Raw genomic sequence first — 19,906 nt, forward strand, 5'->3', positions numbered from 1 at the left:
GCCGGTATCCGGAACCGGCACTGGTGGGAGGAGATCGGCGACTGGGTCTCCGACAACTGGGACACCATCGTCGCCGTCTGCAAGGTCGTCGTCGCCGTCGTCGGTGTCATCGCGATGATCATCGGCGGGCCGATCCTCGCCGCGATCGTCATCATCGCGGGCGCTATCGTCCTTGCCGACACCTTGAGCAAATACGCAAAAGGCCAGGCCAGCCTCATGGATGTCGCCTTCGCCGCCATGGACTGCATCCCCGGCGGCAAGGGCTTCACCAGCGTCGCCAGAGCGGCCAAGGGCATGAAGGCCGCCGCCCGAGGACTGCGCTCCGGGGGACTCCGCAAGGCGCTCGCGGGCGGCATGAAGAAGGTGGCGGGCAAGGCCAAGTCGGCCAAGGGGCGCTGCAAGAACGGCGATCCCATCGACATGATCTCCGGCGAGATGCTCATGGAGGGGACCGACATCGCCCTGCCGGGCCTGCTCCCGCTCGTCCTGCGGCGCACGCATCTGTCCACGTACCGCTGGGGCCACTGGTACGGCCACTCATGGGCCTCGACGCTGGACGAGCGGGTCGAGATCGACGACAAGGGCCTGGTCTACGTCACCGAGGACGGCCAGCTGCTGTCCTACCCCCACCCCGAACCCGGCGGTGCGCACGTGCTGCCCGCCCACGGCCCCCGCTGGCCGCTGTACACCGACGACACGGGCGCGGTCACGGTCACCGACCCGCACACCGGCCACGTCCGCCACTTCCCGGAGCCCGTGGCACGGGAGCACCCGTGTGCCGGGGAACGGCACGAAACCCTGGCACTGCGAGCCATCACCGACCGCAACGGCAACCGAGTCGACATCGACCGCGACCCCACCGGCGCGCCCACGGCGATACGCCACACCGGCGGCTACCACCTGAAGGTGGACACGGACGACCACCGCGTCACCGCGCTGCGGCTGCTCGGCACCGACGACGCCCCCGGCGGCACGCTGGTGGTCGCGTACGGCTATGACGAGGTCGGCAATCTGGCCGAGGTCCACAGCTCGGCCGGAGTCCGGCTGCGGCTGGACTACGACGACGACGCCCGCATCACGTCCTGGACCGACAGCAACCACACCTGGTACCGCTTCACCTACGACGGCGAGGACCGCTGCGTCCGCGGCGAGAGCACCGCGGGCCACCTGGCCTGCACCGTCGAGTACCGTCCCGACGCGCGGGAGACCCGCTACACCGACGCCCTTGGCCACACCACCGTCTACCGCTACAACGACCTCAGCCAGCTCCTGTCCGAGACGGACCCGCTGGGCGGCACCGTCCACACCGAGTGGGACGGCTGGAACAACCTGCTCGTCCGCACCGACGCGCTGGGGCGCCGCACCGAGAACACCTGGGACGAGCGCGGCAATCTGATCGCGACACGCGCTCCGGACGGCACGTGCGCCAGTGCGGAGTACAACGACCTCGACCTGCTGGTGGAGCTCGTCGGGCCGGACGGCGCCGTCCTGCGCCAGACCTGGGACGAGCGCGGCAACCTCACCGGCGTGACCGCACCCGACGGCATGACGCACACCTTCACCCACGACGCCACCGGAGCCGTCTCCACCATCACGGACCCCCTCGGCCACACCACCGAGCGGCGGTGCAACGCGGCGGGCCTGCCGCTGGAGGTCACCGACCCGCTGGGCGCGGTGACCCGCTACGGCCTCGACGCCTTCGGCCGCGTGCGCACGATCACGGACCCGACGGGCGCGACCACGCGGTTCGAGTGGACGGTGGAGGGCAAGCCGGCGCGGCGCACGGAGGCCGACGGCTCGTCGGAGTCGTGGACGTACGACGGCGAGGGCAACTGCGTTTCGCACACGGACGCGATGGGCGCGACCACGACGCACGAATACACGCACTTCGACCTGATCGCGGCCCGCACGGGCCCCGACGGCGTCCGCCACGAGTTCGAGCACGACACCCAGCTCCAGCTTCGCAGGGTCATCAACCCGCAGGGTCTGTCCTGGAGTTACGAGTACGACCCGGCGGGCCGTCTGGTGGCGGAGACGGACTTCGACGACCGCAAGCTGACGTACACCCACGACGCGACGGGCCAGTTGCTGACCCGTACGACGGCCGCGGGCGACGAGATCACCTTCGAGCGGGACGCTCTGGGCCGGACGGTCACGAAGAACGTGGCGGGTACCGCCGTCACGCGCTACGCGTACCACCCGACAGGCGGCCTCGCCGAGGCGGTGGGCCCCGACGCGACCCTGGTCCTGGAGCGGGACAGCGCGGGCCGCCTGCTCTCGGAGACGGTCAACGGCCGCACTCTGACCTGCACCTACGACGAACTGGGCCGCCGCACCGGCCGCACCACACCGTCCGGCGCGACGAGCACCTGGACGTACGACGCGGCAGGCAATCGCACGGGGCTGACCACGTCGGGCAGGAGGCTGGCGTTCACGTACGACGGGGCGGGCCGAGAACTCACGCGCACGGTCGGCGAGGCCCTGACGCTGACGAACGTGTACGACGTCGTGGGCCGCCTGTCGAAGCAGGAGCTGATGGGCCCGGCCCGCACACCTGTCCAGCAGCGTGTGTACGCCTACCGTGCGGACGACCATCTGATTCGCGTCGAGGACCAGCTGGGCGGCGCGCGGCGGTTCGACCTCGACGCGGCGGGCCGGGTCACGGCGGTCCACGCGGCGGGCTGGACGGAGACCTACGCCTACGACGACGCGGGCAATCAGACCGACGCCTCCTGGCCCGCGCCCATGCCGGGCCAAGAGGCGACGGGCCCCCGCGTGTACACCGGCACCCGTATCACCGCGGCGGGCAATGTCCGCTACGCGTACGACACGGCGGGCCGCACCATCCTGCGCCAGAAGACCCGCCTGTCCCGCAAGCCCGACACCTGGCACTACGAGTGGGACGCGGAGGACCGCCTCACGTCGGTGGTGACCCCCGACGGCACACGGTGGCGCTACCTCTACGACCCCCTGGGCCGCCGCATCGCCAAACAGCGCGTGACCGAACAGGGCGTGGCGGAGCAGACCGACTTCACCTGGGACGGCGTGACTCTCTGCGAACAGACGAGCCGCACCCCCGGCGCACCCGGATCAACGACCCTCACCTGGGACCACGACGGCCTGCTCCCCCTGGCCCAGACAGAGCGCAAACACCTCACCGACGAGGAAGTGGACGCCCGCTTCTACGCCATCGTCACCGATGTCGTCGGCACCCCGACCGAACTCCTCGACGAACAGGGCGAGATCGCCTGGCGCACCAGAACCACCCTCTGGGGCACCACAGTCTGGAACCGGAGCGCCACCGCCTACACGCCGCTGCGCTTCCCCGGCCAGTACTACGACCCCGAGACGGGGCTGCACTACAACTACTTCCGGCACTACGACCCCGAGACCGCCCGCTACCTCACACCGGACCCGATCGGTCTGGCCGGTGGCTTCGCGCCGCACGGTTATGCTCCCAACCCGTTCATGTGGGTCGACCCCTTCGGACTGTCCCTCCTCGATGTCAGCAAGAACGGCGTGCACATCGTCGTGCACGAGTACGACGTCGACAAGCCCGCGCACGCCCACGTAACGGGTGGCGGGGGCCGCGAGGTGAGGATCGGTCCGAACGGCAAGCCCCTCCACAATCAGCCGGAACTCTCGCGCAAGCAGCAGCAAGCGGTGGAGCACTTCAAGCCGCAGATCAGGACCGCCGTCAGGAAGCTCGGCAAGCGGAGTCAGGCGGAGGAGCGGGCCGCGAAGGAGCAGCGTGAGGCCGCCGAGGCCGCCAAGAAGATCTGCAAGTAGGGATGAGACGATGACATTGCGAGCCGATCTGGCCGAGTTGCTGGCGCAGGCCGGCATCGTCGACGTGGACGTCGACGATGCCGTCGCGGACGAGCACGCCCGGACCTCCGCGTACCTGCGCGTCGTCTCGGCGACCGCTTCCTCGCCGAGCCGCGACCGGGACCGGGACCGCGCGATCGTGGCCACGATCCTGCGCGACCCCAACGACATGGGGGCCAGGACGGCGGTCGTCGCCTTCGTGGACGAGATCGCGGAGAAGGCGACAGGGGCTGCCGAGTTCCGGCGGTGGTCGGACGAACTGCTGCCGGAGATCGACCGGTTCGAGGCGGAGGGCTCCCGCGAGTTCATCCGCCGCCGCATCCACGACTGGCTGCTCTACCTGTCCGTCAGGGACGGCCACGTGCCGACGCCGGACGAGCTGGCGGGGGTCACCGACTGGATGCAGCGCCACCTCGCCGAGTGGTCGAGGTCGCCGGAGGCGCTCGCGGTCGTCGCCGAGTCGGCCCGCACCAAGAAGACCCGCAACATCGCGAAGAACCGTGCCAACAGCCGTGAGCGCAAGGCGGAGTGAACGAGCTCAAGGCGGAGTGAACGGAAAAGCGGCACCCGGGGGAGGAAGGAACCCCCCGGGTGCCGCCGGTCGCGCGTCCCTACTTGACCGCGACGCCCGTCCAGGCCGCGCCCACGGCCTTGACCTCGGCCGAGTCCGCGCCGTACAGGTCCGTCGCCGCCTTCAGCGTGCCCTCACGGGCCGCCTTGTAGTCGGTCGTCGACGTGAAGTACGCCGTCAGGGCCTTGAACCAGATCTTCTCGGCCTTGTCGCGGCCGATGCCCTCGACCTTGGAGCCGTCGGCGGTCGGGGAGTCGTACTTGACGCCGTTGATCTCCTTCGCGCCGCTGCCCTCGGAGAGCAGGTAGAAGAAGTGGTTGGCGATGCCCGAGGAGTAGTGGACGTCGACGTTGCCTGCGTCGGCGCTCCAGCTGTCCAGGGAGCTGCCGTCCTTGCTCGGCTTGTCCATGTAGCGCAGCGGGGTGCCGTCGCCGTTGATGTCGATCTCTTCGCCGATGAGGTAGTCGCCGATGTCCTCGGGGCTCTTGGCGTTGAACTCGACGGAGGAGCCGAAGATGTCCGAGGTGGCCTCGTTGAGGCCGCCGGACTCGCCGCTGTACTCCATGTTGCCGGTCGCCGAGGTGACGCCGTGCGACATCTCGTGGGCGGCGACGTCGATCGAGGTGAGGGGGGCCTTGTTGCCCTCGCCGTCGCCGTACGTCATGCAGAAGCAGCTGTCGTCCCAGAAGGCGTTGACGTAGTTGTTGCCGTAGTGGACGCGGGAGGTCGCGCCCTTGCCGTCGCCCTTGATGCCCTCGCGGCCGTGCACGTCCTTGTAGTAGTCCCAGGTGACCTGGGCGCCGTACGCGGCGTCGACGGCGGCGGTCTGCGGGTCGTCGGCCTTGCCGGTGCCCCACGTGTCGTCGTCGTCCGTGAAGAGCTTGCCCTCGCCCTCGCCGTTCGCCAGGTTGACCGTGGAGTGGCCGCCGCGGGTGTCGTCGGTCAGCTCGAAGCCGCCCGTGCCCTTCTTGGAGCCGACCTCGACCTTGCCGCTGTACTGGCTGTTGCCGGTGCCGTTCTCGATGGCCTGGTGCTGGAAGAGCTTCTTGCCCGTCGCGGCGTCCGTGACGACGTGGAGTCTGCTGGGCGTGCCGTCCTTCTGCGTGCCGGTGACGACGGTCTCGTAGGCGAGGACCGGCTTGCCGGTGGCGGCCCAGATCACCTTGCGGGGCGACTGCGCGTCGGCCTTGGCGGTCCTGGCCTTGGCGGCTGCCGACTCGGCGGACTTGGCGACCGATGCCTTGCCGAGCTTCGCGTCGGTGGACGCGACCCGCACGCTCGCCTTGGTGGCCTTCGTGACGCTCTTCACCTTGCCGCTCTTCGCGGTGTGCACGACGAGGTCGCCGCCGAGGACGGGCAGACCGTCATAGGTGCGCTCGTAGCGGGTGTGCACCGTACCGTCGCGGTCCTTGACCACGTCGCGGACGACCAGCTTCTCCTTGGCGCCCAGGCCGATCTTCTCGGCGGTGGCGGCCTTGCCCGCGTCGGCGTCTTTGAGGAGGCCCGCCTTGGCGGAGGTGGAGAGGGCGGCGGGCGCGCCGGAGGGCGCGGCCGGCTCGGCCGAGGCACCGGTGGCCAGACCGGCGGTGAGCAGCGCGCCGGCCGCGACGGCGGTGGCTATGGCCAGGGTCGAACGCTTAATGGATATGTGGGGGGTCACGCAGGCTCCTTCTGTGGGGGGCCCGGGAGGCATGGGGGACTGCCCGGGCATGAAAGATGCGGTGCGGATGGTGCTTGTGTGGTGCGAGGGAAGAGTGTCATTCGAGCCAGGTACATGTCAGCCCTTGGCTGGATGTTGGCCGGAAATCGTCCGTTGAGCGATGGTCAACATACGTAATGCGAACACGGTGTGAACGGCGTGACGCCGTGAACGAGCGCGCCGCCCCGGGGAGTTGATCGACCCGGGGCGGCGGCGTTCGTTCTGCTCGGAGCTGCGTGAAGGGGGACCGTCGGGCGCGCGATGGCGTCCTCGGGCGTCTTCAGGCGGGTTTACGGGAAGGTGACCTTCCAGCTGTTGATGTAGCCGGTGTCCTGCGCGGCCTTGTCCTGAACCCGCAGCTTCCAGGCGCCGTTGGCCACCTCGGACGAGGCGTTGACCGTGTAGGTCTCCTTGACGTTGTCCGCGGAGTCCGAGGCGCTGGTCGGCTTCAGCGGGTAGACCGACCCGTCGGGTGCCACCAGGTCGACCTGGAGGTCACCGCGCCACGTGTGCACGATGTCGACGCCGACCTTCAGGGCGCTCGGCGCGTTGCCGGTGCGTCCGGTGACGTTGACCGTCGAGGTGACCGCGGGGCCGTTGTCCGGAATGCTGACGTCCGTGGTGTTCTCGAAGGACGTGCCGCCGCCGGGGTCGCCGCCGGGACGGCCGCCGACGTTCACGCCGGCCCAGGCGTTCGCCACGGCGTTGTACTCCGGGCTGGTGGTGCCGTACAGCTCACCGGCCGCCGCGAGCGTCCCGGTGCGGGCCGAGGCGTAGTTGGTGGTCGAGGTGAACTTCGTGGTGAGCGCCTTGAACCAGATCAGCGACGCCTTGTCACGGCCGATGCCGGTCACCGGCAGGCCGTCGGAGGTCGGCGAGTCGTACTGGACGCCGTTGATCTCCTTCTTGCCGCTGCCCTCGCTCAGCAGGTAGTAGAAGTGGTTGGCGACACCGGACGAGTAGTGCACGTCGACGTTGCCGATGCCCGAGTACCACGAGTCCTTGGACGCGCCGTCCTTGCTCGGCTTGTCCATGTAGCGCAGCGGGGTGCCGTCACCGTTGATGTCGATCTTCTCGCCGACGAGGTAGTCGCCCTTGTCCTGCGGGTTGTTGGCGTTGAACTCCACGGCCGCCGCGAAGATGTCAGACGTACCCTCGTTCAGGCCGCCGGACTCGCCGCTGTAGGTCATGTTGCCGGTCGCCGACGTGACGCCGTGCGTCATCTCGTGCGCGGCCACGTCGATGGACGTGAGCGGCTTGGAGTTGCCCGAGCCGTCGCCGTACGTCATGCAGAAGCAGCTGTCGTCCCAGAAGGCGTTGACGTAGTTGTTGCCGTAGTGCACCCGGGAGTACGCGCCGACGCCGTCACCGCGGATACCGCTGCGGCCGTGCACGTTCTTGTAGTAGTCCCAGGTGAGCTGGGCGCCGTAGGCGGCGTCCGCGCCCGCGGTCTCGGCGTTCGACGGGGAGCCGTTGCCCCAGACGTCGTCCGGGCCCGAGAAGAGGGTGCCGGTGCCGGACGTGCCGTGGTTCAGGTTGTACGTCTTGTGGTTGCCGCGCCCGGAGTCGGTGAGCGTGTAGTTCGACCCCGACTGGACGCTGCCCACGGTGACCTGGCCGCTGTACTGCGTGTTGCCGGTGCCGTTCTCGATGCCCTGCCACTGGAACAGCTTCTTGCCGGTGGTGGCGTCCGTGACGACGTGCAGCTGGTTCGGCGTGCCGTCGTGCTGGAGGCCGCCGACCACGGTCTCGTACGCGAGCACCGGCTTGCCGTTGGCCACCCACACGACCTTGCGGGGCGCCCGGTCGGCGTCGGTCTTCTTCGAGCCCTCGGCCTTCGCGGCGCCGAGCGCCTGCTTCTCGGCGGCCGACGCCTTGACGGCGGCGCTGGTGTCGACGCCCTTGAGCTGCGCCTTCGAGGCCTTGGTGACGCCCTCGGTCTTCCCGGACTTCGCCGTGTCGACCACCAGGTCGCCGCCGAGGACCGGCAGGCCCGCGTAGGTGCGCTCGTAGCGGGTGTGGACCGTGCCGTCGCGGTCCTTGGTGACGTCGCGGACGACGAGCTTCTCCTTGGCACCCAGCTTCAGGTGCTCGGCGGTGTCCGCCTTGGTGGCGTTGGCGTCGCGTATGAGCTCCGCGCGCTGGGCGGGGGAGAGCTTGACGGCCAGGGCGCCGGGGTCGACCTTCCCGAGCTTCTGGGCGGCGGGCGCGGCCTTGGCCGCGGGGTCGTCGGCCGAGGCGGGGCCCGCCTGAACGGCGACGGCGAGGAGTGCGGCGACTGCGGAGAGGGCGCCGACGGCGGTCGCACGGGTGCGGACCGAACGGCTGTGGGAGGTGGGTCTGTGGGAGGTGTTTCTCAACACGGACTCCTTCTGCGCGGCCGCGTGGGTGCGCGGCCAGAACTACCGGATGGCTGGGTCGCCCTCCGGGCAGAGCAAGGCGGAACGCAGAACTGGGCGGTGCACAAGCAGTACTGGCGTTGCGCGGAAAGAACCGGGCGATGCGCAACGGGTACTGCGTGAAAAGAAACCGTCGGCTTGTTGAAAGCCGTGCGACGGTCGAGGGGAAGAGTGGCACCAGAGGACCCCAGTTGTCAGGTGCGCATCAGTAGTTGGCCGGAATCAGTCCGTTGGCCGGTGGGGCACGTTCGGTATCCGGAGTTCGGTCGGGGAGCCTGAAGGGAGGGGGCGGGGGCGCTCGCGGGAGACGGGAGCGGGCCTCCGGCGGGGCCCTCCGGCGTGCTGGGCCGAGGCCCGCGTAGGCACTGAACGCCCGGTGGGCCGGATGCCGGGTGGGCCGGATGTCCGGCGAGGTCGCGCGCGGGTGGGGCCTGGGCTCCCCGGGCCGTGCCCTGCCCGGCTCAGCTGCTGGGCGTCGCCCGCGGCCCTCCCCCGTTGTCCCACGGCCCCGGCCGGGCGGCCGGGCCCCGCCCCGCTCGCCGGCGGCTCCGGCGCCTCTCCACGCGCGTACCCGCCACGCCACCTCAACGACACCGTGCGGCACACTGTTCGAAAGCGGAGCGCTGCCAGTGATCGGTGGCGCGTGGCTGTATTTCGCCGGTGGTCCATGCCTGTGACGCGATGGGTGAGGAGTCCCGGTCCGCCCCGCGTGTAGCGTCCGCGACTTCGTGCGCACCGGTTCCTGCGGAAACGCCGGAATCCGGGCTCGGTGCGCAGCGTGTGTGGCGGCTGTCGATGCGCAATTCCGAGGCAGTAGCTGCTTCTTCTGGTCACTGTGAGTTGATGTGGAGAAGGTTTGGACTGTGCGTCCGTGACACCTCCGTCCGGCCGCTTCACCCTCCAGGGGACGTGGCGCACCTCATGCAAGGATGGAGACCCTTCGCCCCGCATCGTTTGCCTACGGGCGCCCCGGGTGGTCAGTCCGCTCCAGTTCGTTGCAGGCGTCCAGTAGTGCGGTCAGCCGGGGGGACGGGGGACCTGGGCGTACGGCCAGGCAGGTCCGGACGGCCGGGGCGGGTTCGGCGAAGGGCCGGAAGGTGACGCGGGGAGCCGGCTGGATCCGGGCTTGGGCCTCGTAGTAGACCGTCCAGCTCGGCCTGCCGGAGGCGATGGCGGCCAGGGTGTCCTGGTCGGTGGTGAAGGCGGGGCCCATGATGGGTTCGAAACCGGCTGTCCGGCAGGCGCCGACGACGATATCGGCCAGGTGCGGGTTGGCTTCCCGGGGTGCGAGGCGCAGGGCCAGGTCGGCCAGGTCGGCGAGAGCGACTTTCTGTTGTGCTGCCAGGGGGTGCCGCGCGGGCAGGGCCGCCACCAGGACGTCGCGCCACAGGGGGAGGAACTCCAGGTCTGGGCTGTGCTCGACGCCCCGGATGAAGGCGGCGTCCAGTTCTCCTTCGCGGACCTGCTGGAGCCGGGTCGCCGGGGGCGCGCTGACCAGTTCGACCATGAGCTGGGGAGCCCGTTCGGCCAGTGCCGTCAACAAGGCGTCCAGGCGGGTGCCCAGCCCCACGTTGGTGCCGAGGCGCAGGATCGCTTCCTGGTCGGTGCGCAGAGCGGCCATCGTCTCGGTCGCCGCGCGCTCGGCCTGCAGGATGGCGCGGGCATGCGGCAGGAAGGCCCGGCCCGCCGCGGTCAGGGTCACAGTGCGGGTGGTGCGGTCGAACAGGTCCAGCCCGAACTCGCGCTCCAGCCGGCGGACCTGCTGGCTGACGGTCGGCTGCACGATGTGCAGCCGCTCGGCGGCGCGTCCGAAATGCAGTTCCTCGGCCACGCCCACGAAGTAACGCACCTGACGCAGTTCCACGGGCACCTCGCATTCATCACGGTTCTTGATCAGTCTAGGAGCGGATCTCTCCTTGGTCGTCACCGGCCGCTCCGCTGGAATTGCCTACGTCAGCGCAGCTCGGCGAGAGCGGCCCCGCAAGGCGGGACCGCTGGAGGAAGGACGAGAAGATGACCTACGCGACCGTCAACAGCACCCGGCTCTACTACGAGGACCACGGCGCCGGCCGCCCCCTGGTGTTCCTGCACGGCTGGGGCACCAGCGGCCGGGTGTGGGACGCCCAGGCCGCCGACCTGATGGCCGACCACCGCGTGATCACCGTCGACTGGCGGGGCTGCGGCCGCTCCGACCGGCCCGTCACCGGCTACACCATCGCCGAGGTCACCCACGACGTCCTGGAGTTCCTCGACGCTCTGGCACTGGACAAGCCAGTGCTGATCGGGTCGTCGATCGCGGGGGCGTTCACCATCGAGGCCGCCCTGGCCGCTCCGGACAAGATCGGTGCCATCGTTCCCGTCGACGCCGGCATCCACCATTTCTCGGGGATGCAGAACGCGATGGACAAGCTGCTGGCTGACCTGCGCGCCGACCGAGCGGGCACACTCGCCGACTTCGTCCCGCAGTGGTACCGCCCCGGCGTCAGTACCGCGATGATCGACTGGACGGTGCGGCAGCTCCTGGATTCGGCCTTCCTCATCGACCAACTCGTCGTCGACCAGGCCAACTACGATCCGCGCGGCCGCCTGGGCCGGGTGCGCGTGCCCACCACGTTCCTGCACGGCGAACTGGACACCGAGGTCCCGCTCGGCATTCCCCGTGAGTGCGCGAGCCTGATCCCCGACGCCCGGCTCACGGTCATCAAAGGCGCCGGCCACATGTCGCAGCAGGACCAAGCCGAGCGTTTCAACCAGGCGCTTCGCGAGGCCCTGCGCTAGACAGCCCGGCACGCCGCCCTCGACCGCTTCCACCTCGTGGGGCACGCGCTCGGCGCCGTCGTCGCCACAGCTGCCGCTGGTCTCCACCCCGACCTGGTCCACTCCTTGACGGCCCATGCCGGATGGGTCGAGCCCGACCCGCAGATGGTGTTCCAGTTCGAACTGTGGCAACAGCTGGTGCTCACCGACTCCGCCGCCATGACATGGGTGCTCCTGCCTACCGCCAGGGGCAAAGACACATTGCGCGCCTGGGACCGGACCGGTTTCACGCAGGCGGCAGTCGCCTTCACCGACCTGAGAACCCGGCTTTCCCGACCGCCAAAGTCACCGAACACCTCGACCACGTCGGATGGCCTCGCACCCGCAACAGCACACCACCACCCCCCAGACCACGACAGCGCCATCAGCGCCGACCTCACCTCGTGGACGGGACGGTCGCCGGCCAACCGCCGCTCTGCGACGCCCATCGGATCGCCGTCGCAGCCAGCCGACACGGCTGAGCGAAGATCTCGCGTAATGCCGGATCGAAGTCCGACAGCAGCAAACGGGCCGGCTCCACACGGCTCTCCCGTACCACGTGCTCGCCCGTCGTCGCCGAGACATAGCTGCCCGAGTAGCGCCTTCCCGTGCACCGACCGGACCCGCCGCCACGGCGGCCGACGCCAAAGAGTCCGCCACCCGCAGCCAATCAAAGGAGACTTGCCGTAGGGACTCATTCGAGAGATCAACATCAACAGCTACGGACCGCGACCATTGCGCACCGAACCCCGGATTTGCGCATCCAGTGCGCATCGGGCACCGACATTGCGCATCAGATCGCGGACCCTGCACCGCGCCAGGCCCGCCGCGGGGCGTCACCGCGCCCTCAGCTCACCACGCTCTCCCGCCACGCCCTGTGCAGGCCGGCGAACTCTCCCGTACCGGCGATCAGTTCGTCGGGGGCGCCGTCCTCCACGACTCGGCCGTGTGCCATCACCAGGACCCGGTCGGCGATCTCCACCGTGGAGAGCCGGTGGGCGATGACCACGGCCGTGCGGCCGCGCAGCACCGTGTGCATGGCGCGCTGTACGGCCCGTTCGCCCGGGATGTCCAGGGAGCTGGTCGCCTCGTCGAGGATCAGTACCGCCGGATCGGCGAGCAGCGCGCGGGCGAAGGCCACCAGTTGCCGCTGGCCCGCGGAGATCCGGCCGCCCCGCTTGCGTACGTCGGTGTCGTACCCGTCGGGGAGCGACATGATGAAGTCGTGGGCGCCGATGGCCTGTGCGGCGCGCTCGATCTCGTCGCGGGTGGCGTCGGGCCGGCCGATCGCGATGTTCTCCGCGACCGTCCCGGAGAACAGGAATGCCTCCTGGGTCACCATCACGACGCCGCGCCGCAGCTCAGCGCCCGCAAGTTCGCGCAGGTCGACGCCGTCCAGGAGGACGCGGCCCTCCGTCGGGTCGTAGAAGCGGGCGAGCAGCTTGGCCAGCGTCGACTTGCCCGCGCCGGTGGAGCCGACCACGGCGACGGTCTGCCCGGCCGGCAGCGTCAGATCGAAGCGGGGCAGTACCTCGCCGCCCGTGCGGTAGGCGAACCGCACCCCTTCGAACCGCACCTCGCGGCCCGGCCGGCCGGATTCCGGTACGGGCAGCGGGCGCACGTCGGACGCCGCGGGCTCGGGCACGGTCGGCGTCTGGGCGAGCAGCCCCGCGACCTTCTCCAGGGACGCCGCCGCCGACTGGTAGGAGTTGAGGAACATGCCGAGCCGGTCGATCGGGTCGTACAGGCGCCGCAGGTACAGCACGGCGGCGGCCAGCACGCCGAGCGCGAGCCCGCCGTCCGCGACCCGCTGGGCGCCCCACAGCACGATGGCGGCGACGGCGGTGTTGGCCACGAGCCGCGAGCCGACCACGTAGCGGGCCATCTCCAGCATGGCGGCGCCGTTGGTCCGCTCGTGCCGGCGGTTGAGCTCGCCGAACTCCGCGTCGTTGGCCTGCTCCCTGCGGAAGGCCCGCACCGGCCTGATGCCGTTCATCGTCTCCGCGAACTTCACGATGACGGCGGCGATCGCGGTCGAGCGGTCGCGGAACATCGCCCCCGCGCGCCGCTGGTAGAGGCGGATGAGGAGGTAGAGCGGCACGAACGACGCGACCGCCACCGCGCCGAGCCCGAGGTCGAGCCAGAGCAGCATCGCCGAGATGTAGACGAAGGAGAGGATGACCGTGATGAGTTCTTGCAGGCCTTCGCTGAGGAGTTCGCGCAGCGACTCGACGTCGGTGGTCGAGCGGGAGATCAGCCGTCCGGACGTGTACCGCTCGTGGAAGTCGACGCTGAGCGCCTGCGCGTGCCGGAAGATGCGGCCGCGCAGATCGAGCAGCACGTCCTGGTTCACGCGCGCGGAGGCGACGATGAACGCGTACTGCAGCGCGCCCGATGCGCCCGCGCAGCAGAGGTAGCCGATGCCGACGGCGATCAGTGGACCGTAGTCGTCGGCGCGCACGGCGGGCACGCCGCGGTCGATGGCGTACGCCACGAGCAGTGGTCCCGCCTGCACGACGGCCTGCTGCACGAGGAGCAGTACGGCGGCGAGCGCGACGCGGCCGCGCAGCGGCGAGAGCAGTGAGCGCAGCAGGGCGCGGGTGGCGCCGGGCGGCGCGGGCAGCTCGTCCTTGTCGAAGGGGTCGTCCGGCGCGGGCGAGCCCGCGGGACTCCCGGGGGCGCGGTGCCCCGCGGGCTCCCCGCGTTCGCCGCTTCCCCCGTCCCTCCCGTGCTCCTCGGGCTCTTCCGGGTCTACGGGCTTCTCCCGTACGGATGTCGACGAGGTCATCGGGCGGGCTCCTCGGCGGGGCGGTGGGCGGCAGGGCGGTCGGAGGGGTGCTCGGCCCCGGCGTCGGGGTCGGGGCCGGCGTCGGGGCCGTCGGCGGCGTCCGCTCCCGACATCAGCCACGCGTACTCCGCGTTCTCCCGGAGCAGCTGCTGATGGGTGCCGACGGCGGCGACGCGGCCCCCGGAGAGCAGGGCGACACGATCGGCGAGCAGCACCGTGGAGGGGCGGTGGGCGACGATCAGCGCGGTCGTGTCCGCGAGGACCCGCCGCAGCGCCGCCTCCACCAGCGCCTCCGTGTGCACATCGAGGGCGGAGAGCGGGTCGTCCAGTACCAGGAAGCGGGGGCGGCCGACCACCGCGCGGGCCAGGGCGAGGCGCTGGCGCTGGCCGCCGGACAGGCTCAGGCCCTGCTCGCCGACCTGGGTTTCGGTGCCCTGCGGCAGGGCGTGGACGAAGTCGGCCTGGGCCACGTCGAGCGCCCGGCGCAGCTCGGCGTCGCCCGCGGACCGCGCCGCGCCCATCAGGACGTTCTCGCCGACCGTCGCGGAGAACAGGGTTGGTTCCTCGAAGGCGACGGCGACGAGCGTACGCAGGTGCTCGCGGTCCATCGCCGTGATGTCCTCGCCGTCCAGCGTGATGCGGCCGTCGGTCACCTCGTGCAGGCGGGGCACCAAAGCGGTGAGCGTCGTCTTGCCGCTGCCTGTCGCGCCGACGAGAGCCATGGTCTCGCCGTGGCGCACATGCAGGTCGACGCGGTCGAGGACGGCGGGGGCGTCGGGCGCGGCGTCCGGATACCTGAACACCACACGGTCGAAACGGATCCCACCGGTATCGGTGCCGGGACGGGTATCGGTGCCGGGACGGGTATCGGTGTCGGGATGGGGATGGGTGTCGGGATGGGGATGGGTATCTGCGTCCGGACGGGTATCGGTCTCGGGGCGAGCATCGGTGTCGGGACGGGTATCGGTACCCCCCACCCCGTCCTCCGGCTCCGCGTCCATCACCTCGAAGTACCGCTCCGTGGCCGTCGCCGACTCCTGGCTCATCGCGAGCAGGAAGCCGATGGACTCCACCGGCCAGCGCAGCGCGAGCGCCGTCGAAAGGAAGGCGACCAGCGTGCCCGCCGACAGGTCGCCGTCCGCGACCCGCACCGTGCCGAGCACCAGCGCCGCCCCGATCGCCGCCTCCGGCAGCGTCATGATCACGGCGTAGATCGCGGCGAGGATCCGCGCCTTGGCCAGTTCGGTGCCGCGCAGCGTGTGCGAAAGGTCGCGGAAGGCCCGCGCCTGGCTGCGGTGGCGGCCGAAGCCCTTGATGATGCGGATGCCGAGCACGCTCTCCTCGACGACCGTCGTCAGATCGCCGACCTGGTCCTGCGCGCGCCGCGCCACGGCGGTGTAGCGCCCCTCGTAGTACGCGAGCGCGATCACCATCGGCGCCACGGGCGCGAGCAGCACCAGGCCGAGCGTGAAGTCCTGCCCGAGCAGGATGATCACGCCGACCAGGATGGTCGCGCCGTTGACCAGCAGGAACGTCAGCGGGAAGGCCAGGAACATCCGCAGCAGCATCAGATCCGTCGTACCGCGCGAGAGCAGCTGTCCGGACGCCCACCGGTCGTGGAAGGCCACCGGGAGCCGCTGCAGATGGCGGTAGAGGTCGGCGCGCATCGCGGCCTCCACGCCCGCCAGGGGTCGCGCGATCAGCCACCGCCGCAACCCGAAGAGCAGCGCCTCCGCGACACCGAGCAGAAGCAGCAGGAGAGCCCCCAGCCACACCCCGGCCGCATCCCGGTCGGCCACGGGACCGTCGACCATCCACTTGAGCACGAGGGGGAAGACGAGGCCCGTACAGGAGGCGACGACCGCGATGACCGCCGCTGTGACGAGGCGGGCGCGGATCGGCCGTACGTACGGCCACAGGCGCAGCAACGTCCGTACGGTGGACCGTTCTTCGGCGGGGGCAGCTGATTTCGGCATCAGGAGCGAGCCTACGTATCGCCACTGACAGAGCCCACCGAGTTTTCCACCGGAGGGCGGCGCGCGGCCGGGTCGTACGTCATGGGCGGAGGGGCCGCCGGTGGGGGAGTCGTACCCCGCCGTCAACCGATCGGCTGATGCGTCTTCGAGCGTGATGGGCGATGCCCGTGCCCGGGCCGGCCGGGGAACCTCGACGTATGCCCCTCATCGAAGCGCATGGACTCAAGAAGGCCTACGGCGGCCGTACCGTCGTCGACGGCGTCTCCTTCGCCGTGGAGGAGGGTGAGATCTTCGGCATCCTCGGACCCAACGGCGCGGGCAAGACCACCACCGTCGAGTGCGTCGAGGGGCTGCGCGTCCCCGACTCCGGCACCGTCCGCGTCGCGGGACTCGACCCGGTCGCCGACCACGAACGCCTCACCCGCATCCTCGGCGCCCAGCTCCAGGAGAGCGAGCTCCAGCCGAAGCTGACCGTGCGCGAGGCCCTCGAACTGTACGCGGCGTTCTACCCCGCCCCAGCCGACTGGCGGCCCCTCGCCGAACGCCTGCGCCTGACCGACAAGCTCGACAGCCGCTTCGGCAAGCTCTCGGGCGGTCAGAAGCAGCGCCTGTTCATCGCGCTCGCGCTCATCGGCGATCCGAAGGTCGTCGTCCTCGACGAGCTCACCACCGGCCTGGACCCGCGCGCCCGCCGCGACACCTGGGAGCTGATCGAGGACGTCCGCGACCGCGGCGTCACCGTCCTCCTGGTCACCCACTTCATGGAGGAGGCGCAGCGCCTCTGCGACCGCGTCGCCGTCATCGACAAGGGGCGGGTCGCCGCCCTGGACACCCCGGCGGGCCTGATCAGCCGCTCCGCGAACTCCACGGTGATGTCGTTCACGCCGTCCGCGCCGCTGGACGAGCGCGCGCTCGCGGGGCTGCCCGCCGTCACCTCCGTCGAACACCGCGACGGCCGCTACACCCTGCACGGCACCGACGAGAGCGTCGACGCCGCGATCACCCTGCTCGCCAGGCACCAGATCACCGCCCACCAACTCCGGGTCGCCGACGCCACGTTGGACGACGCCTTCCTCGACCTGACGGGAGCATCGGCATGACCACGGCCACCGCCGCACCGCGCAACCCAGACAACACTGGCAACGCTGGTAACACGGGCAACACAGACACCGCCCGCAACAAGGCCGCCAGGGCCGTCCTCAAGGCCGAGATCCGGCTCTTCCGCCGCGAACCGGGCGCCGTCTTCTGGATCCTGGCGTTCCCCACCCTGCTCCTGGTGATCCTCGGCTCCATCCCGTCCTTCCGGGAGACCGACGCCTCGCTGGACGGCCTGCGCCTGGTCGACGCGTACGTTCCCGTCACGGTGCTGCTCTCCCTGATCATGGCCGGGGTGCAGGCCATGCCGCCGCTGCTCACCGGCTACCGCGAACGCGGCATCCTGCGCCGCATGTCCGCGACCCCGGTACGCCCCTTTGCCGTGCTCGGCGCGCAGATGGGCATCCTCGGCGCCGCCGCGCTCGGCTCGGCACTGCTCTCCCTGACCGTGGGCCGCCTGGCGTTCGACGTGCCGCTGCCGCGCCAGCCCTTCGGGTACGCCCTCGCGCTGCTCCTCGCCGTCGCGTGCGGACTCGCCCTCGGCGCCCTGGTCGCGGCGCTCGCCCGCACCACGAAGGCGGCGACCGCGATCGGCTCCGCCGTCTTCTTCCCGATGATGTTCAGCGCGGGCGTCTGGCTGCCGGTGCAGGCGATGCCCGACGCGCTCGCCCGCGCCGTCGAGGTCACCCCGCTCGGCGCCGCCTCCCAGGCCCTGGGCGACGCCGCATCCGGCGACTGGCCCGGCTGGGTCCACCTGGGCGTCCTCGCGCTGTGGGCCGTGGCCCTGTCGGCGGGAGCCGCGCGCTGGTTCCGGTGGGAGTGAGGCCGCGGTGGGCAGGCCCGTGACCGACACTTGGTCCATGGACGCGACCTCGGCAAACGCCGTGACGACGGTCGAGCAGCGCTGGGGCCTGTTCAACCGGTGGGGCCCCTACGGCCTGCTCTGCTTCGGCACCCTGATGGCCCTCGCCACCGGCGGCGTGGTCGGGATGGGACCGGCCGACTGGTACGCGGCCGGGGCCCTGGTCGCCGCGGCGTTCGTGCTCCAGCTGTGCTGGGGCCGGGCCGCCCACACGCGGCCCGGCCCCTCGGCCGCGGGCGTCTGCTACTACGCCGTGCGGTGGGCGATCGCCTTCGCCCTCACCTGGATCAACCCGTTCTTCGCGTTCTACGCCGTCGTCGGCTACTTCGGCGCCGAACGGCTGCTGCCGCCCCGCCTCGTCAAACCCGGCCTCTTCGCCACCGCCGTCATCATGGCGGGCTCCCAGTCCGGCGGCCTGCCACCGGCGAACGGCGCGGCCTGGGGCGTGTTCGGCGCGCTCCTCGCCGTCAACGTCGCCCTGCTCACCGTCTTCGCCCACCTCGCCGCCCAGGAGGACGAGCGGGCCCGCGTCCAGGCCGTCACCATCAAGCAACTGGAGTCCACCAACCGCGCCCTGAAGCAGGCCATGGACGAGAACGCCGCCCTTCACTCCCAGCTACTCGTCCAGGCACGGGAGGCCGGTGTCGCCGACGAGCGGCGCAGGCTCGCCGCCGAGATCCACGACACCATCGCGCAGGGCCTGACCGGCATCATCGCCCAGCTCCAGGTCGTCGCGAACGCCTCCGACGAGACCCTGGCCCGCGAACACCTGGGCCGCGCCGCCGACCTCGCCCGGCACAGCCTCGGCGAGGCCCGCCGCTCCGTGCACAACCTCTCGCCCGCGCCGCTTGAGCACGACCGGCTCCCCGAGGCGCTCAAGAAGACCGTCGCCGAGTGGGCGGAGCGCACCGGCGTACGCGCCGACTTCACCGTCACCGGCACCGCCGAGCACCTCCACGACGAGATCGAGGCGACCCTCCTGCGCATCGTCCAGGAGGCCCTGTCCAACGCCGCACGGCACGCCGACGCGGCCCGCCTCGGCGTCACCCTGTCCTTCATGGGCGACGAGGTCAGCCTGGACGTGCGCGACGACGGCCGGGGCTTCGACCCGCTCGCCACGGCCGCGCGCACCGGCTCGGGCGGGTTCGGCCTCGACGGCATGCGGGCACGGGCGGAACGCATCGCGGGATCGCTCACCGTGGAGTCCGAGCCGGGCGGCGGCACCGCGGTGTCGGCTCGCGTACCGTTGGTGCGTCATGACCACTGAAGTGATCACTCTCCTCCTCGTCGACGACCACCCCGTCGTCCGCGACGGGCTGCGCGGCATGTTCCTGTCGGCCCCCGGTTTCGAGGTGCTCGGCGAGGCGTCGAACGGCGTGGAGGCCGTCGCCCTGAGCGCCGAACTCGACCCGGACGTCGTCCTGATGGACCTCCGCATGCCGGGCGGCAACGGCGTCGACGCGATCGCCGAGCTCAACCGGCGCGGCTCCCGCGCCCGGGTCCTCGTCCTCACCACGTACGACACGGACTCCGACACGCTGCCCGCGATCGAGGCGGGCGCCACGGGCTACCTCCTCAAGGACGCCCCGCGCGACGAGCTGTTCACCGCCGTCCGCGCCGCCGCCCAGGGCCGCACGGTCCTCTCGCCCGCCGTCGCGTCCCGGCTCGTCTCACGCGTACGCGCCCCCGGCAACGAACCGCTGAGCACCCGCGAGAAGGAGGTGCTCGCACTCGTCGCCAAGGGCACGTCGAACCGCGCCATCGCCGCCGAACTCTTCATCAGCGAGGCCACCGTCAAGACGCACCTCACCCACATCTACGGCAAGCTGGACGCCAAGGACCGGGCGGCGGCGGTGGCGACGGCGTACAGCCGCGGAATCCTCGGCTGACGC

Annotated in this window: 12 protein-coding genes and 1 pseudogene; 8 read left to right on the top strand and 5 right to left on the bottom strand. The window is 70.9% G+C overall.

The genetic code is table 11. The features are described from left to right. Positions 1 to 3,789 (top strand): RHS repeat-associated core domain-containing protein (locus tag AC07DI_RS29195; protein ID WP_478907079.1); only part of this gene is annotated, 3,789 nt, incomplete at its 5' end. Between the two features lie 10 nt (positions 3,790 to 3,799). After that, entirely contained in the window at positions 3,800 to 4,360 is a 561-nt protein-coding gene (locus AC07DI_RS29200; protein ID WP_478907081.1) for a hypothetical protein, read from the top strand. A gap of 79 nt (positions 4,361 to 4,439) precedes the next feature. On the opposite strand, the gene AC07DI_RS29205 is transcribed toward AC07DI_RS29200, so the two are convergent. The 3 genes from AC07DI_RS29205 to AC07DI_RS29215 form a co-directional block, all read right to left on the bottom strand. Next, positions 4,440 to 6,059 carry a M4 family metallopeptidase gene (locus tag AC07DI_RS29205; RefSeq protein ID WP_478907083.1) on the bottom strand — a complete coding sequence of 540 codons (1,620 nt, stop codon included), beginning with the start codon at positions 6,057 to 6,059 and terminating at the stop codon, positions 4,440 to 4,442. A 329-nt stretch (positions 6,060 to 6,388) separates the two neighbouring features. After that, the gene (locus tag AC07DI_RS29210; RefSeq protein ID WP_478907085.1) at positions 6,389 to 8,461 is read right to left on the bottom strand and encodes a M4 family metallopeptidase; all 2,073 of its coding nucleotides are present in this window, start codon (positions 8,459 to 8,461) and stop codon (positions 6,389 to 6,391) included. Between the two features lie 994 nt (positions 8,462 to 9,455). After that, positions 9,456 to 10,361 carry a LysR family transcriptional regulator gene (locus AC07DI_RS29215; protein ID WP_478907087.1) on the bottom strand — a complete coding sequence of 302 codons (906 nt, stop codon included), beginning with the start codon at positions 10,359 to 10,361 and terminating at the stop codon, positions 9,456 to 9,458. Positions 10,362 to 10,510: 149 nt separating this feature from the next. On the opposite strand from AC07DI_RS29215, the gene AC07DI_RS29220 reads away from it, so the two are divergent. Continuing rightward, positions 10,511 to 11,275, top strand: coding sequence for an alpha/beta fold hydrolase (locus tag AC07DI_RS29220; RefSeq protein WP_384249628.1), 765 nt, complete (start codon positions 10,511 to 10,513; stop codon positions 11,273 to 11,275). A gap of 30 nt (positions 11,276 to 11,305) precedes the next feature. After that, a pseudogene (locus AC07DI_RS29225) lies at positions 11,306 to 11,983 on the top strand (hypothetical protein); the annotation flags it as partial. A 157-nt stretch (positions 11,984 to 12,140) separates the two neighbouring features. Here the strand turns inward: AC07DI_RS29225 and AC07DI_RS29230 are convergent. Together AC07DI_RS29230 and AC07DI_RS29235 are read right to left on the bottom strand one after the other, a co-directional pair. After that, entirely contained in the window at positions 12,141 to 14,081 is a 1,941-nt protein-coding gene (locus AC07DI_RS29230) for an ABC transporter ATP-binding protein (RefSeq protein ID WP_478907090.1), read from the bottom strand. After that, positions 14,078 to 16,057 carry an ABC transporter ATP-binding protein gene (locus tag AC07DI_RS29235; RefSeq protein WP_478907092.1) on the bottom strand — a complete coding sequence of 660 codons (1,980 nt, stop codon included), beginning with the start codon at positions 16,055 to 16,057 and terminating at the stop codon, positions 14,078 to 14,080. Before AC07DI_RS29235 ends, AC07DI_RS29230 begins: the two co-directional genes overlap by 4 nt. A 197-nt stretch (positions 16,058 to 16,254) precedes the next feature. Here AC07DI_RS29235 and AC07DI_RS29240 point away from each other — a divergent pair, with 197 nt between their 5' ends. Genes AC07DI_RS29240 through AC07DI_RS29255 form a run of 4 tightly spaced genes read left to right on the top strand, consistent with a single transcriptional unit; the run spans position 16,255 to position 19,903 of the window. Continuing rightward, complete coding sequence (locus AC07DI_RS29240) at positions 16,255 to 17,157, top strand: ABC transporter ATP-binding protein (RefSeq protein ID WP_478907094.1); 903 nt, start codon at positions 16,255 to 16,257, stop codon at positions 17,155 to 17,157. After that, positions 17,154 to 17,975 (top strand): ABC transporter permease, encoded by an 822-nt coding sequence (locus tag AC07DI_RS29245; RefSeq protein WP_478907096.1) that lies wholly within the window; start codon positions 17,154 to 17,156, stop codon positions 17,973 to 17,975. Before AC07DI_RS29240 ends, AC07DI_RS29245 begins: the two co-directional genes overlap by 4 nt. Before the next feature lie 37 nt (positions 17,976 to 18,012). Next, on the top strand, positions 18,013 to 19,281 hold the full coding sequence (locus AC07DI_RS29250; RefSeq protein WP_478907098.1) for a sensor histidine kinase: 1,269 nt from the start codon (positions 18,013 to 18,015) through the stop codon (positions 19,279 to 19,281). Then, entirely contained in the window at positions 19,271 to 19,903 is a 633-nt protein-coding gene (locus AC07DI_RS29255; protein WP_478907100.1) for a response regulator, read from the top strand. Before AC07DI_RS29250 ends, AC07DI_RS29255 begins: the two co-directional genes overlap by 11 nt. The last annotated feature ends 3 nt before the right edge of the window (positions 19,904 to 19,906 follow it).

It is taken from the genome of Streptomyces sp. NPDC044106 (genome assembly GCF_056433985.1).